Below are 15,773 nucleotides of genomic sequence, written 5' to 3'. Positions count from 1 at the left end.
GGAATTTCCTTACCTTAGTCGTTGTCGCTGTCGTCTGCTGCCGCCACTTCCTGCTGAAGGGCGCGCGCGCGTTTCAGAAGCAGTTCAAGCTGGATGTCCACGCCAATGACGCCCACGATGTTGTCCTTGTCATCCGTCACCGCGCATGAAACGGTGATGATGAGCTTGCTCGTAAAGTGCGACTGGTACACATCCATGATGTGCAGGTCGCCGGTTTTCATGGGCATCTTGAACCATTCGCGCTCCGAAAAATCGTAGCCGATGGGCAGAGCCTCGTAGGTTTCCTTGTAGACCGGGTCGGTAATGGCAGAGCAGCGCAGCTTGCCCTGATCGTCTGTGAGGTAGCAGTACTGGATAAAGGGGAATTCGCGTACAAATTCATCAAGCCGCGCGCAGGCATGCTTGTTGAGATCCAGCAGATCCTTGCTGCGGGCAAGGCGAATGATGATGTTGGCCGAAAGTTCGCCAGCAAGTTGCTTCATATGGTCGTATTCGGATGCAAAGAGCTCGGGCATGAAGCGCTGTACCAGAGCTTCCATTTCTTCGTGAGAGAAGCTGGTGGTGCGGCCCGTTTCTTCGTACACGGCCATGATGGCGTCATATATCTGGCCCACGGCAGGGTGCTTTTTGGAGACCTGCTGGTCGTTGGGCAGATTGAGGTTGGCGTTGATCCAGTAGGCAACGCCAGCGCGGCCCGTCTTGTCGGTAATGATGATGGGCACCGGGCGGCCAAGCAGATGCTTGGTGTCGAAGATGTTGTAGATCTCTTCGTTCTTGGCCAGGCCATCGGCGTGCACGCCCGCGCTGGTGGCGTTGAAGTCGCGGCCCACAAAGGGATAGTTGTGGGGAATGCGGTAGTGCAGTTCTTTTTCAAAGAACTCGGCAACTTCGTTCAGAATTGTGGTGTCTGCGGCGGCATCGTCGCCCGTAAGCGAAATGTATTCCACCAGCAGGGCTTCCAGCGGGGTGTTGCCCGTGCGCTCGCCAAAGCCGAACAGCGTGCCGTTGACCGCGCCGCATCCATAAAGCCATGCGGTAACGCCGTTGACCAGCACCTTGTGGAAGTCGTTGTGCCCGTGCCATTCAAGCCACTGGCCGGGAACGCCAGCCTCGTCCGTAAAGCAGCGCACAATGCGCTGCACCGATCGGGGCAGCGCCGCGCCGGGGTAGGGAACGCCGTAGCCCATGGTGTCGCACAGACGGATTTTGACCGGCATGCCGCTCTCGCGCGAAAGCTCCATGAGCCGCTGGGCCAAGGGCAGGCAGAAGCCGTAAATATCGGCTCTGGTCACGTCTTCAAAGTGGCAGCGGGGGATGATGCCCCATTCCAGCGCCTGCTCGGCCATGCCCACGTACATGTCCATGGCCTGCTGGCGGGTTTTGCCCAGCTTGAGAAAAATATGGTAGTCCGACACGCTGGTGAGCATGCCGGTTTCGTCAAATTCCATGTCGCGCGCGAGCTTGAGGTCGTCCTTGGTGGCGCGTATCCAGGCGGTCACACGCGGAAAGCGGTAGCCTCTGGCGCGGCATACATCAATGCATTTGCGGTCTTTGGCCGAGTACAGAAAAAATTCCGAAGCCGTGATGAGTCCTGTTTTTCCGCCGAGTCGGTGCAGAAAATCGAACATCTTTGCCACTTGCTTGACCGTATAGGGGGGGCGGGCCTGCTGGCCGTCGCGAAAGGTCGTGTCGGTAATGCGCATCTGATCTGCCGGCCGGGGGGACAGCAGAACCTCGTCAAACGAGGTGCGGCAAACGCTGGTGTAAGGGAAAAGCTCACGGTAGAGCTGCGGTTTTTCCGGCTCCTGCATGACCAGGGTACGGCTGCCTCCAGTTTGGTGAATAATGTTGCTCATTGGGTGTCCGCCCTGCTCGCGCTATGCGAGTGGTAAAAATTGTTGCCGTAAGCCGCTAATATAGCGGTTTACAGCCCTTGCGTCCAGTATGTCTGGCGCTGCGCCCCCGGTGGCACTTGCCAGAAGGCCAAAAATAAAGGAATGTCTTTGGCTGCAAGCGCGACGGTCTATGGGAGAGCGGACGCGCTTTTTCTGAAGGAGCGGGCATGTCTGATTGTGTGCGCTACCCGGCGCCGGGTTGCGTGGTGGAATATATGGAAGGCAATGCCGTGCAGATTGCCCTGGTCACTGAAGAGGTCGGGGGCAGGCTGCGGCTGCTGTTGCCCAACAGAAGGGAAACCCGGCTCAATTCTTCGCGCCTGCTGCCCTGGATAGGGCCCATGCACGGGGCGGACATGGGACGGGAAGACGCCGTGCGCGTGCTTGAAGCGCACAGAAAAACCCGCGAAGACATGGCCGCCCAAATTCCTGTCATGGACGTGTGGGAACTCGCCCAGGGAGAGGTGGAAGCGGCCCCGGCAAGCTGGTTTGCCGAGCTTTTTGAAAGCGATCCCACCACCGATCATGTGGCTGCCTATGGCCGCGCCCTGCTGGCCTGCAAAAGTCATTTTCGTTTTCAGCCCCCGGATTTTCAGGTTTTTTCTGCCGACATGGTTGAAAAACGCATGGCCGAGGAGAAAATCCGCCTTGAGCGCGAATCGCTCATTGCAGGCGGAGCCGCCTTTCTACGCCTTTTGTGGGATGTTGCCTGCCGCAAGCGCGAGCTGCCCCAGCCCCCGCGCGAGGGCGCTGCCCTTGGCGAATGGCCCTCGCAGGAAGTGGCCGAGCGCCTGGAAGAAGTTCTTTTTTCCCGCATGATTGATCCTGAAAGTCAGGAATGGGAAAACATCTGGCGCACCCTGAGCAAGGGCATGCCGGATGTGCCGCATCTGCCCCTGCAACTGCTGGTGGCCTGGGGCAAGGTGCCGCCGCACTATAATTTCTGGCTTGACCGTGCGGGCTATGCCTCGGGCGACACATGGTGGCAGGCCTGCGCCGATGAGGTAGACTCCCTTGCCGCCGCAGGGCGCGACCCCCTGACTACCCTTGTCAACGATGGGCAGGAAGGCAGCCTTGATGTCTGCGATCTGCCCTGCATCAGCATAGACAGCGCAACTACGCGCGACGTGGACGATGCCTTTCATGTGGAGGCGGAGGGCGATGGCTGGGCCCTGACCCTCATGCTGGCCTGCCCCTCGCTGTTCTGGAATTTTGGCGGGCCGCTGGACAAGATGGTGCTGCACCGCGGCACCAGCATCTATCTGCCGGAAGGCGACTGCCACATGCTGCCCGAAGTACTGGGCACTGACGCCTACTCGCTGCTGGCGGGCCAGACGCGTCCCGCACTGAGCGTGCTCGTGCATGTGGCGGCGGATGGCACCCTTGGCGAGTGTGAAATTTCGGTTGTGCAGACCAGCCTTGCCGCCAACCTGACCTATGTGGACAGCCAGGCCGTGCTTGACGCGCAGGCCGCAGGCGAACCCCTGCCGCAGAATGCTGCCACCCCCTATGCCGGACAGCTGCGTCTGGGCCTTGAACTTGCCCGTCAGCGGCAGACCGCCCGCATTGCGGACGGAGCGGTAATTATGGACAGGCCCGACCCTGTGATACGTCTTGAGGGCGAAGGGGCAGATGTGCGCGTGGAAGTTGGGCTGGATTATCAGGCCTCGGACGCGCAGATGCTGGTGGCGGAAATGATGATCCTTGCCAGCGCCGCTGTGGCCCAGTGGGCCGCCGATCACGGCGTCGCCATGCTGCACCGTGTGCAGGATGTGGCCCTGCCCAGGGAATACGCGGGCATCTGGACAAGTCCGCAGGACATGACGCGCATCATGCGCGCGCTCACGCCCTCAGGCCTTGAGGTGCAGGCCCGGCCCCACGCGGCCCTCGGGCTTGCCCGCTACACCCCTGTGACCTCGCCGCTCAGGCGTTATCCCGACCTTGTCAACGAAGAACAGTTGGTGCATTTTTTCCGCACTGGCGCGCCGCGCTGGACAGAAGCCGAGCTGACAGACCTGCTCAACGTGCTTTCGCCCGCGCTGGACGCGGCGGGGCAGGTGCAGCGCTTCCGCCCGCGCTACTGGAAGCTGCTGTTCTTCCGCCAGAAGGGCGACAAGGTCTGGTGGAACGGCGTTATCACTGAAGAAAACGATGCTTTTATTACTGTGAGCCTGCCTGATCAGGGCATGTTTGTGCGCGGTAAAAGGCGGCTCTTTGACGAGCGCTCGCACCCCGGCCTTGCCGTGGATGTGCGTATTGGCAAGGTGCAGCCCCTGTATAATGAAATCATGATTCTGGAAGCGGTTACGGCGGGCTAGACCGGCCTTTCGTTTCCGTCGGGCAGCATCCCGGTCCGGCATGCGCGCCAGCAGCCTCTTGCGCTGCCATGCAGTGGTGTTTTTTTAGGGGACTGTTTGGGTTTGCGGGCATATCTGTCCGTATTTTCAGAGAGTTGCAGCGGAGAACTATATGCTGGAAGTATTGTGGATTGCTCTGGCCTATGTGCTTGGTTCCGTGCCGTGGGGCCTTGTTATCGCCAAGACCTTTTGCCGTCTGGACCCGCGTGAGAGCGGCAGCCGCAACACCGGGGCCACCAATGTGGCGCGTCTGTGCGGCTTTGGCTGGGGTGTGGCAACCCTTGCGTGCGACGTCTGCAAGGGCGCGCTGCCGGTGTGGCTTGCGTTCCGCATCAATCCCTCGCCCCTATTTGTCAGCGTAGTGGGCTTGGCCTGCGTGCTTGGACATGTGTTTTCCTGCTTCATGAAGTTCAAGGGCGGCAAGGCTGTTGCCACCAGCATAGGCGTGTTCATGCCCCTGGCTTTCTGGCAGTTGCTGGCAGCTTCTGCCCTGTGCTGTCTGATCATCTGGCGCAGCGGCTTTGTTTCGCTGGGTTCCCTGAGCCTCGTTGCCGCGCTGGTTGTGGCTCTGGCGGTTACAGGCCAATGGGTGTGGCTGCCTCTTTCCCTGTGCGTGCTGGCCGTGGTGGTCTGGAAGCACAAGGAAAATATCGCGCGCTTGCGCGCAGGCACCGAAAAAAGCTGGCTCAAGGGCAAGCATTCGGAAAAGCAGGAAGACAAGGGATAGCCCCTGGCTTTCCCGCAGATTTCGGCAATGCTGCGGCCTGCTGTGCCGCCATTGTCAGAGCCACAAGCGCCCCTGGCCGCAAAATGTTTTTGTGAACCGGGGGTGAGGATGGGGATTGCAAAGCCCCTTCCTGATGCAATTATCAAGGAGTTTCTCTCATGGCGCATGCGGATTTTCCGGCCTATCGCGGCCGCATGGAGTATGTTTGTCTTGACTGTGGCGCGCGTCATCCCGGCGACAGCCTGCTGTACACCTGCCCGCAGTGCGGCGGCGTGTTTCTGCTGGAAAACCTGGATTTCGACAAACTGAAAGAGCGCAGCGGCGCAGAGTGGCGCGAGCTTTTTGACGCCCGCTCCGCCAGCCGCAGCACCGCGCTTCGGGGGATATTCCGTTTTTACGAGCTGCTTGCTCCCCTGCTGGACGAAGACGATATCGTGTATCTGGGCGAAGGCATCACGCCGATTATTGAAGCGGCCCCGGCCCTGCGTGACCGCGTGGGCGTGCCCTTTGCCTACAAGAACGATGGTCAGAACCCCAGCGCGTCCTTCAAGGATCGCGGCATGGCCTGCGCGTTCAGCTACCTCAAGTGGCTGTGCCGCCGCAACAAGTGGGACGAAGTGCTGACCGTGTGCGCCTCCACTGGCGACACCTCGGCGGCGGCGGCCCTCTACGCCTCGTATGTGGGCGCGCCCCTCAAGAGCGTGGTGCTTCTGCCCCACGGCAAGGTAACGCCCCAGCAGCTTTCGCAGCCGCTTGGCAGCGGAGCAACAGTGCTTGAACTGCCCGGCGTGTTTGACGACTGCATGAAGGTGGTCGAGCTGCTGGCAGAAAATTACCGCGTGGCCCTGCTCAATTCCAAGAACAGCTGGCGCATCCTCGGGCAGGAATCCTACGCGTATGAAACAGCCCAGTGGTACGGGTGGGACATGACCGATCTGTGCCTCTTTGTGCCCATCGGCAATGCGGGCAACATCACGGCCATCATGTGCGGCTTCCTGAAAATGCTTGAGCTTGGCATCATCACCTCGCTGCCCCGCGTGTTTGGCGTGCAGTCCGAGCATGCCGACCCGGTGTGGCGTTATTACGATGCGCCCAAGGATGCCCGCCACTGGCAGCCAGTGACCGTCACGCCCAGCGTGGCGCAGGCCGCCATGATCGGCAACCCCGTTTCCTTCCCGCGTGTGCGCAAGCTGGCGGAGATGTTTATCGAAAAGGGCGGCGAAGGGGCCTTTCAGGTGGTGCGCGTGACCGAGCAGCAGATCATGGATGCCATGATTGTTGCCAACCGTCACGGCCACATTGCCTGCACCCAGGGCGGCGAGTGCCTCGCGGGCCTCATGAACGCCAAGGCCCTTGGCCTGATCAGCAACAAGGAGCATGCCGTGCTTGACGCAACGGCCCATGCCCTCAAGTTCGCAGGTTTTCAGGACATGTATTTCAACGATTCCTTCCCGGCGGAGTACGGCGTCACGCCCGACAAGAGCCTGGCCAACAAGCCGGAGCTGCTCCTGCCAGAAAGCGCGCGTCAGGGGCGCGAAGTGGCCGAATTTGCCCGCATGGGGGCGGATGCCGTGGCAAATCGACTTTCTTTACAAAAAAAGTAAAGTTTATATTATAGAAGCCGATAATCAAAGAAGCGGCAGCGCAGGTCTGTTGCGCTGCCGCTTCTTTTTTGCTGTGCGGCAATACCTCGCCAGCGCAGGGAACGCCGCGTTGATGGCATTATGCGGATAACAGCCACGCTGCGGCCTGTCTTGGCGTGTCCCCATGGAGAATTATCGTCCTTCAGAAATGAGGGAATGCCGCATATGAAATGCTATGAATCAAGGTGTTCAGGTGACTAGTTTTATTACGTAAAGGAAGCTGTTATGTTTTCACGCAGTATCAGAACTGCCATGTTGCTGGTCATCAGCATCGTGGTACTGGCGGTGCAGTCGGCTCTGGTTGTTGTCGTAACGCGCATGGGGGATGAGGCGAACCTTAAGGCAAGCACTCACGAAATGGATCTCACCGCGGACACGGTAAGCAAATCCCTGGGCGATTTTGGAACCCAGCTCAGCATGTTCATCAACGGTGTTTCCAAACCGCCACGACTGCGTGACTTCCTGCTCACGGGCGAAGACAAAAAAGGCGCGGAAGTTTTTCTTGCTGCCATGTCCAAAGCCGCGCCTGAAATCAACACCATTTACCTCTTTGATACCGCCGGGAAACAGCTCATTACCTACGCGCAGGGGCAGGCCGGCAAGCTCAGCGACCTTGCCGACCGCGAATACATCAAGGCCGCCCTGGCCAACAAGCCGGGCTTCAGTTCCGCACCTACAAAAAGTATAGCCACGGGCAAGCTTATCGTCAGCGTGACCGCACCCATCCTTGACGATAAAGGCAAGGTCGTGGGCGGCGTGGGCATGTCATACGACATCGACAGCCTGACAAAAAATCTCAAGGCAATCAGTATTGGCAAGACGGGCCGCGTCATTGTTGTTTCGCCCCAGGGCGTTGTGATCAGCCACGTAAACAGCGATTACATCCTCAAGAATATGGCCGGTGAACCGGGCGTCAGCGATATGGTCAAGGTTGATTCCGGCAGCGGCGTGGAATTTATGCGTGAAGGCGAAAAGCGCATGCTGGCCTGGGATGTGGCTCCCAACTGGAACTGGCGCGTAGGCGTGACCATGGCCCTTGATGAAATAGAAGCCCCGGCCCGCGAGCAGCGCAACGTCATGCTGGTGCTCGGCTTTGTTACTATTCTGGCCTTGGTGGGCATCTGCCTGTTTGCGCTGGACAAGGTTGTTGTGCGCCCCTTGCGGCAGTTGCAGGCTTTTGCTTCAGACGTTGCGGACGGCAATCTTGAATCCTCTCTGACAATCAACCTGCGCAATGAAATCGGCAAGTTGGCAGACAGCCTGCGCAGTATGGTGAGCAGCCTCAAGGCCAAGATAGCCGAGGCCGATGGGAAAAGCCGTCTGGCTCAGGAAGAATCTGAACGCGCAGCCAGCGCAACAAAAGAGGCCGAAGCCGCGCGCATGGCCGCCGAACAGGCCAAGGCCGATGGCATGCTGCATGCCGCTACCGAGCTTGAAGGCGTTGTGGAAGCCGTAACCACGGCTTCGGAAGAACTCTCGGCCCAGGTGGAACAGGCCAGCCGTGGTGCTGAAAGCCAGACTGCCCGTGTGGGTGAAACAGCCACCGCCATGGAAGAAATGAACGCCACCGTGCTTGAAGTGGCTCGCAACGCCGGGCAGGCGGCGGAATCCGCCAAAACCGCCAAGAGCAAGGCTGAAAGCGGTGCCGAAGTGGTGGCCAGCGTGGTAAAGGACATCAGCCGCATCCAGACCAGCGCCGTGGAACTGAAAACGGAAATGACCACGCTCGGCAAGCAGGCCGAGAGTACGGGGCAGATCCTGGGCGTTATTTCGGATATCGCCGACCAAACCAATCTGCTGGCCCTCAATGCGGCCATTGAAGCGGCGCGCGCTGGCGAAGCCGGACGTGGATTTGCCGTGGTAGCCGATGAAGTACGCAAACTGGCGGAAAAAACCATGACCGCCACCAAGGAAGTGGGCGATGCCATCCGCGATATCCAGAACGGCACCCGCAAAAACGTGGGCAATGTGGAGCAGGTAGTGGGTATGATTGACACCGCCACCACGCTTGCAAGCACCTCGGGCGAAGCCCTGAATGAAATTGTGGAGCTGGTGGACGCCACTGCCCAGCAGGTGCAGTCCATCGCCACGGCTGCGGAAGAGCAATCCTCCACCAGTGAGGAGATCAACCGCTCCATTGAGGACGTGAACCGTATTTCGCTCGAAACCAGCTCCGCCATGCAGCATTCCGCCGGAGCGGTTTCAGAAATGGCCCAGCAAGCCCAGGTGCTGCGCGGACTTATCGCCAGTATGAAATCCGGAAATTAGCCAGGGGCGAAGAAAAGCAGAGGCAGATATGCTCTGCCGGACTGAATTTGTTGCTGAAATGTTTTAAAATCAGTCCTTGCTACCTGACTGGAAGCGGCTCCTGCTGATGTGGGGGCCGCTTTTTTCACCCTGTTTTTGCCCCTATCCACAAGGCGCACGTTTAGGCATCACTGTTAATTATTTTAATATCAGTGTTAACAAATGTGAACATATGGGGACGTGGCGTGAAGGAATCAAGAGCCAGATAATAATAAATACTTAGTTATTTCAAATAATAAACAAAAAATAAAATATCTTGATATATTGGAATATATATTGCACTCGCCTTCATTTTGATGTTTTTAGCAAGATCGCAGTGGACAGCCTGAATTGAAATGATCTGTTTTGCAGTGAGGAGGCTAGTTTATGTCGGTACGCAGCATCAGAATGGCAATGATGCTTCTTGTGGGCGGGGTAGTATTTGCGGTGCAGTCGGCCCTGATTGTCGTGGTCGCCCGCTACAGCTATGAGGCCAGCCTGACGTCAAGCGTTGATCAGATGCGCCTCCTGGCTGGCACCATTGCCAAGTCGCTGGGCGACTTTGGCGAACAGCAGCAGATGGTGCTGCACGGAGCGGTGCTGCAACCTGCCCTCAAGGAATATTTGCGTAACCGGCACGATAATGGCGAGGCCGCAGGTTTTCTCTCGGCCATGTCGCGCTCGGCAGACGAAGTAAACTCCTTCTTTCTGTTTGACACGGAAGGCACCCAGCTGATCAACCGTGTTCACGGCAAGGAAGGCAGCCTCAAAAATTTTGCCCACCGCGAGTACATTCGCCAGACGTTCAAGGGCAAGCCCGGCCTGAGCGACACACCGTCAAAGAGCTCGATCACGGGCAAGGCCATTGTGGGCGTTGCCGATGCCATAGTGGACGACAGCGGCAAAGTCATTGGCGGCGTGGGCATGGCCTATGCCATTGACGGCCTGATGGAAAACTACATTAACGACATCCATCTGGGCAAAACGGGCTATCCGTTTATTGTCGCGCCCACGGGCGTCATGGTCGGCCACCCCGACAGTGAGCGCGTGCTTAAGGATGTTTCCAAGGAAGAAGGGATTGCCCATATTCTTGCCACGCCGTCGGGCGTGGAATCCTTCACCCGTGGCGGCGTGGAAAAAATGCTGGCGTGGGCGCCGGTTCCGGGCTGGAACTGGAAGGTTGTCATCACCATGGATCGCGCGGAGATCGAAGCCTCGGCCAACAACCAGCGCAACATCATGGTTTGCGCTGGCTTTGCCGCAATCCTGCTGCTTGTGGGTATTACCCTGCTGGCCCTTGAAAAGATCATCGTCAAACCCCTGCAAGAGCTGGAATCCTATGCCCGGTCGGTGGCGGCGGGTGAGCTTGAGCGCAGCCTGACGCTTGTGCGGCGTAATGAAATTGGTCATCTGGCAGACAGCCTGCGCAGCATGGTGGGCAGCCTTAAAGACAAGATAGCCGAGGCTGACGGAAAAAGCCGTCTGGCGCAAGAAGAATCGGAACGCGCAGCCAGCGCAACCAGAGAGGCCGAAGCCGCCCGCATGGCTGCGGAAAAGGCCAAGGCCGATGGCATGCTGCATGCCGCCACCGAGCTTGAAGGCGTTGTGGAGGCCGTAACCACGGCTTCGGAAGAACTTTCGGCGCAGGTGGAACAGGCCAGCCGTGGCGCTGAAAGCCAGACTGTCCGCGTGGGCGAAACAGCCACAGCCATGGAAGAAATGAACGCCACCGTGCTTGAAGTTGCGCGCAACGCCGGGCAGGCGGCGGAATCCGCCAAGGCCGCAAAGAGCAAGGCTGAAAGCGGCGCGGATGTGGTGGCCAGCGTGATAACGGATATCAGCCGCATCCAGACCAGCGCCGTGGAACTGAAATCGGAAATGACCACGCTCGGCAAGCAGGCCGAGAGTACGGGGCAGATCCTGGGCGTTATTTCGGATATTGCCGACCAGACCAATTTGCTGGCCCTCAATGCGGCCATTGAAGCGGCGCGCGCTGGCGAAGCCGGGCGTGGGTTTGCCGTGGTTGCTGATGAAGTGCGCAAACTGGCGGAAAAGACCATGACCGCCACCAAGGAAGTGGGCGACGCCATCCGCGATATCCAGAACGGCACCCGCAAGAACGTGGGCAACGTGGAGCAGGTAGTGGGTATGATTGACACCGCCACCACGCTTGCGGGCACCTCGGGCGAGGCCCTGCATGAAATTGTGAATCTGGTGGACGCCACAGCCCAGCAGGTGCAATCCATCGCCACAGCTGCGGAAGAACAGTCTTCGACCAGCGAGGAGATTAACCGCTCCATTGAAGATGTGAACCGTATTTCGCTCGAAACCAGTTCCGCCATGCAGCATTCTGCCGGGGCGGTTTCCGACATGGCCCAGCAGGCCCAGGTGCTGCGCGGGCTTATCAGCAATTTGAAATCCGGGCATTAGCCGCCCGGCTGTACGTAACCAATACGGGGGGGGCCTTGCCGCATGGCAGGGCCCCTTTTCATATGGTTTTTCCGGGTCAGCTTTTTGGGCTGCCCACAGATGCTTGCAAAAGAACGCTGCATCAGTAGTGTGGAAAAAACACCAGCAAACCCGGAGGCTCCATGCGGCAGACCACAATCATTGTTTTTTTGTTCATGCTGCTGGCGGTAACTGCCAGCGCGGCAGATTACAAGGACGTTGCCTCCGGCGTGCGCTATACGCACATCGGCGACTACAGCGTTGAACGGCTGAACAAAATTCTTACGTCAGAAGTGGCGGCATTCAGCAATTTCAAGATGCCGTACCCGGAAGCCGCCAATGGCGTGAGCCTGTACAAGGTGCTGTATACAACCATGATTCCGGAACAGGGCAATCGGCCCACGCTTGCTTCCGGTCTTGTGGCGGTGCCGCAAACCACGCAAAAGAAGCTGCCCGTGGTTTCATACCAGCATGGCACGGTATTTACCCGCACGGCGGTGCCCTCCCGCCCCGAGGAATCGGATGAAACGCGCATTGTAACCGCGCGGCTGGCGGGGAACGGTTATGTGGTGATAGGTGCGGACTACATCGGCAAGGGGGATTCCACAGAGCCGGACAGCTACATGGTGCGCGAGGCAACAGTGCAGGCCTGCATGGATATGCTTTTTGCCGCCCGCGCAGTGCTGGCGGATATGGGTATTGAAGAGGATGGCCTGTATCTCAGCGGCTGGTCGCAGGGCAGCTGGAGCACCCAGCAGTTCCGCCATCGGCTCGAATCCCTGAGCATGCCCGTCAAGGCGGCGGCAACGGCGGCTACGCCAGCCGATCTGTACCTGTTGCTGACCCGCTGGATAAACAACCCCTCATCGCTTGATGCCACGTGGCTCGCGGGCAGCGTTATTCTGTTTACCTATTCCTACGCCTACTATTACGACATGCCCGGCCTGCCCCAGACCATCATCAAGCCAGAGTATCAGGCTGCTTGCCGTGATTTTTACGAAAACAATATCGGCTGGGAAGAGCTGAAACCGCAACTACCCGCCAAGGTTGCCGATCTGGTGCAAGAGGAAGTTATGGCGCAATCCTCGGCGGGTATGGACACATTTTTTCGCAGATTGCGCGACAATCAGGCCTTCATGTGGCGCTCGGCAACACCTTGCCGCTACTATTACGGCAAGGTGGATGAGGTCATGCCGCCCTACGTGTCCACCCTTGCAGTGGGCTACACCATCACCGCCGGGGGTGCCAGGGCTGAGGCCGTGTATGCTGGCGACACCGCCGACCACCGGGGTGCGTTTTTGTATGGGGTGGGGGATCAGAAGGATTTTTTTGACAGCAAACGCTAAGCAGTTCCCTTGTCCGCTGGTTGTTTAAAACAGCCTTGCCGGGAACAAAAGACAATTCAAAAGACAGGATTGCTCTGCTGACGGGATTTTTGGCCCTGCGGTCAGGAGGCTGAAAATCAGCCCCCTGACCGCAGTTTTTTTATAACCATGTGTTGTAGCGGCGCATAAAGGCCCCCTTTACCAACGTGGCCAGGGCAAGATAGCCCGCGAGCACCGCAGCCAGCCAGGGGAAGTAGCTGGCGGGCAGCGCGCCCATATCCAGCCCCTGACCCAGCGCGGTAAAGGGAATGGCCGTGCCCACGGCAACGCCAAGGCCCGTGAGCAGGGTCACCTGCCATGCGGCGCGGCTGTGCAGCAGGGGAATGCCCGGGGTGCGCAACATGTGGATGACCATTGTCTGCGTCCACAGCGATTCCACAAACCAGCCCGCCTGAAACAGGGCGGTAAAGCTTGCCTGGTCGGTGCTGCTCATGGCCTGCCAGCCGCCTGCTGGCAGAGGCACTACTGCAGGGCAGATTACCCAGAACAGCAAGGCGTAGGTTGTGAGGTCAAAGACCGAGCTGGTAGGCCCGAGCCAGAACATGAACCGCCGGATGCTGTCCGTGTTCCAGTTGCGGGGCTTGCGCAGAAACTCCTCATCCACATTGTCCCAGGGCATGGCCGTGCAGGAGACATCGTAGAGCAGGTTGAGCACCAGAATCTGTAGGGGCGTCATGGGCAGGAACGGCAGAAATACACTGGCCGCCAGCACGGAAAACATGTTGCCGAAGTTTGAACTAACCGTAATTTTTATATATTTTATTATATTTGCATAGGTGCGGCGGCCTTCCATTACACCGGCTTCAAGCACTGTGAGGTCTTTTTCCAGCAGGATGACGCCCGCGGATTCCCGCGCCACGTCCACAGCGGAATCGACGGAAATACCCACATCGGCGTTCTTCATGGCCGGGGCATCGTTGATGCCGTCGCCCATAAAGCCCACCACATGGCCGTTGCCGCGCAGGCAGGTCACAATGCGGGCTTTTTGGCGCGGGCTGAGCTTGGCGAAAATGTCGGCTTGTTCAACGGCGGCTTTCAGGGCCGCGTCGTCCATAGCCTCTATTTCTGCGCCCAGCAGAATATTTTTGCCCGGCAGCCCCACCTGACGGCATACGCTGCGGGTAACGGCATCGTTGTCGCCTGTCAGCACCTTTACGCGCACGCCGTGCTCGTTGAGCGCGGCCAGCGCCTTTGATGCGGAATCCTTGGGCGGATCAAGAAAGGCCAGATAGCCCAGCAGCACCATGTCTTTTTCGTCCGCCACAGAAAAAACTCCGCTCGTCGCGGACATGGTTTTGTGCGCCACGCCCACCACACGCATGCCGTCGTTATTGTAACGGCGCACGCGCTCGAGTATTTCGGCCTGGAGCTCGGGCGTGAGCGGTTCGACCTGCCCGTGGTATTCGGCATAGGCGCATACGGTCAGCATTTCTTCCAGCGCGCCCTTGGTGATGATCTGGGTCTTGCCCGTGGTGTCGGCCACCACAACACTCATACGGCGGCGGCTGAAATCAAAGGGCATTTCGTCCACAAGGCTGTATTCCTTGCGCAGAGGCTGCATGCTCAGTTCGTCGGCGTGGTTGACGATGGCGGCGTCCAGCAGGTTTTTGAGGCCGGTCTGAAACCAGCTGTTCAAAAAGGCGTGGCGCAGCACTCGGGCGTCTTCCGTGCCGTGAATATCGAGCGAATACTCAAGCACAATCCTGTCTTGCGTGAGGGTGCCCGTCTTGTCGGTACACAGCACATCCATGGCCCCGAGATTCTGGATGGCGTTGAGGCGGCGGGCAATAACCTTTTTGCGGGCCATAAACATGGCTCCGCGCACAAGATTGGCCGATACAACAGTGGGCAGCATCTCGGGTGTAAGGCCCACGGCAATGGAAAGGGCAAACAATGCGGCTTCCACCCAGTCGCCCTTGGTGAAACCGTTGATAAAAAGCACCACCGGGGCCATGCAGATCATGAACTGCAAAAGCAGCCAGGAAACGGAATTCACGCCTTTGTCAAAGCTGGTGGGCGTGGTGGTGGCCGCGATCTGGCGCGCCAGAGAGCCGAAAAGGGTGGCCCCGCCAACAGCCAGCACAAGGCCGTAGGCCGCGCCGCTGACAACGTTGCTGCCCATGAAGGCCAGATTGTCGCAATCAAGGGGCGAGGCGGCGGCAGTGCCGGAGGGCTGGGCATGGGGGAACTTTTCCACAGGTTCGCTTTCGCCCGTGAGGGAAGACTGGCTGACAAAAAGATCCTTGGCCCGCAGGATGCGTATGTCGGCGGGGATCATGTCGCCTGCGGCCAGGCGCACCACATCGCCCACCACCAAGGAATTGATGGGCAGTTCCTTGCCCTCGCCCTCGCGCACCACTTCAATGGTGGTTTTGACCAGCGATTCAAGGCGGGACACGGCATTGCCGGAGCGGGCCTCCTGCACGAAATGCAGCACGCCGCTTATGCAGACCATGACCGTCACGATAATAACGGCGGTGAGGTCTTTTTCTCCGGCAGCTGCCAGCAGATAGTCGGTAAAGAAAGAAATGCAGGCCAGCAGAAGGAGCACAACGCTGAAGGGATTGATAAACGAGGTGAACAGGCGTTTGGGCAGGCTGTCCCTGTCCTTGGCGGCAAGGATATTGGCCCCGTACTGCTGGCGCATCTCATGCACCTGATGGCGGGTAAGACCATCGGGTGAGGAGTTGAACGTCTGCAAGGCTTCGTCCGTTTCAACGCGGGCGGCATCAAGCAGGCGGGTTGCAGCCTGGCGAACCAGTTCCGTACTGACGGTATGTGAGGCGGCGTGGCCTTTGCGGCCAAAAAAACGGGCAAGCGGCACAACAAGGCCGTGCGGCAGAAAAGAGCGCAGAACCATAAAATCCTCCTGGGAGCACGCGCAACGCGTTACCCGCAGGAAGATATTCAGCTACGGGAACGGAATGGCGTGGAAAGAGTGGTGCGACGTAAACTGTCAGGTTCCGAAGGGGAACTGTGGCAACTGTCGGACGACATGTAGGATGCTCCTTCCATAGGTTTGAGGGTGACCG

General features: G+C 58.8%; 8 protein-coding genes. 6 read left to right on the top strand and 2 right to left on the bottom strand.

The genetic code is table 11. The features are described from left to right. Nucleotides 1-14: 14 nt before the first annotated feature. Nucleotides 15-1,856, bottom strand: coding sequence for a triose-phosphate isomerase (locus G449_RS0114010; RefSeq protein ID WP_022659948.1), 1,842 nt, complete (start codon nt 1,854-1,856; stop codon nt 15-17). Nucleotides 1,857-2,062: 206 nt separating this feature from the next. Here G449_RS0114010 and G449_RS0114005 point away from each other — a divergent pair, with 206 nt between their 5' ends. From G449_RS0114005 to G449_RS17270, 6 genes are all read left to right on the top strand, one after another. Beyond that, nucleotides 2,063-4,213, top strand: coding sequence for a ribonuclease catalytic domain-containing protein (locus G449_RS0114005; RefSeq protein WP_022659947.1), 2,151 nt, complete (start codon nt 2,063-2,065; stop codon nt 4,211-4,213). Between the two features lie 151 nt (nt 4,214-4,364). Continuing rightward, nucleotides 4,365-4,979 carry a glycerol-3-phosphate 1-O-acyltransferase PlsY gene (gene plsY, locus G449_RS0114000; protein ID WP_022659946.1) on the top strand — a complete coding sequence of 205 codons (615 nt, stop codon included), beginning with the start codon at nt 4,365-4,367 and terminating at the stop codon, nt 4,977-4,979. Nucleotides 4,980-5,137: 158 nt separating this feature from the next. After that, nucleotides 5,138-6,583: a threonine synthase gene (gene thrC, locus G449_RS0113995; protein ID WP_022659945.1), complete on the top strand. Its 1,446-nt coding sequence runs from the start codon at nt 5,138-5,140 to the stop codon at nt 6,581-6,583. A gap of 264 nt (nt 6,584-6,847) precedes the next feature. After that, a complete protein-coding gene (locus G449_RS0113990) occupies nt 6,848-8,890 on the top strand; it encodes a methyl-accepting chemotaxis protein (RefSeq protein ID WP_022659944.1) in 2,043 nt (680 codons plus the stop codon). A gap of 405 nt (nt 8,891-9,295) precedes the next feature. Then, nucleotides 9,296-11,338, top strand: a complete 2,043-nt coding sequence (locus tag G449_RS0113985; protein ID WP_022659943.1) for a methyl-accepting chemotaxis protein — start codon at nt 9,296-9,298, stop codon at nt 11,336-11,338. Nucleotides 11,339-11,499: 161 nt separating this feature from the next. Next, nucleotides 11,500-12,702, top strand: coding sequence for an alpha/beta hydrolase family protein (locus G449_RS17270; protein WP_022659942.1), 1,203 nt, complete (start codon nt 11,500-11,502; stop codon nt 12,700-12,702). A gap of 139 nt (nt 12,703-12,841) precedes the next feature. Here the strand turns inward: G449_RS17270 and mgtA are convergent, their stop codons facing one another. Continuing rightward, nucleotides 12,842-15,601, bottom strand: a complete 2,760-nt coding sequence (gene mgtA, locus G449_RS17265) for a magnesium-translocating P-type ATPase (RefSeq protein WP_022659941.1) — start codon at nt 15,599-15,601, stop codon at nt 12,842-12,844. Between the last annotated feature and the right edge of the window lie 172 nt (nt 15,602-15,773).

Origin of the sequence: Desulfovibrio desulfuricans DSM 642, from assembly GCF_000420465.1 — a bacterium.
In the GTDB taxonomy this organism is placed as follows: domain Bacteria; phylum Desulfobacterota; class Desulfovibrionia; order Desulfovibrionales; family Desulfovibrionaceae; genus Desulfovibrio; species Desulfovibrio desulfuricans.
Note: the sequence above shows the minus strand (reverse complement) of the source record. Positions and strands in the feature narration are given on the sequence as shown.

Coding starts and splice junctions, on each gene's coding strand:
- G449_RS0114010 (WP_022659948.1), bottom strand. CDS start 1,856: ATGAGCAACATTATTCACCAAACTGGAGGCAGCCGTACCCTGGTCATG.
- G449_RS0114005 (WP_022659947.1), top strand. CDS start 2,063: ATGTCTGATTGTGTGCGCTACCCGGCGCCGGGTTGCGTGGTGGAATAT.
- plsY (WP_022659946.1), top strand. CDS start 4,365: ATGCTGGAAGTATTGTGGATTGCTCTGGCCTATGTGCTTGGTTCCGTG.
- thrC (WP_022659945.1), top strand. CDS start 5,138: ATGGCGCATGCGGATTTTCCGGCCTATCGCGGCCGCATGGAGTATGTT.
- G449_RS0113990 (WP_022659944.1), top strand. CDS start 6,848: ATGTTTTCACGCAGTATCAGAACTGCCATGTTGCTGGTCATCAGCATC.
- G449_RS0113985 (WP_022659943.1), top strand. CDS start 9,296: ATGTCGGTACGCAGCATCAGAATGGCAATGATGCTTCTTGTGGGCGGG.
- G449_RS17270 (WP_022659942.1), top strand. CDS start 11,500: ATGCGGCAGACCACAATCATTGTTTTTTTGTTCATGCTGCTGGCGGTA.
- mgtA (WP_022659941.1), bottom strand. CDS start 15,601: ATGGTTCTGCGCTCTTTTCTGCCGCACGGCCTTGTTGTGCCGCTTGCC.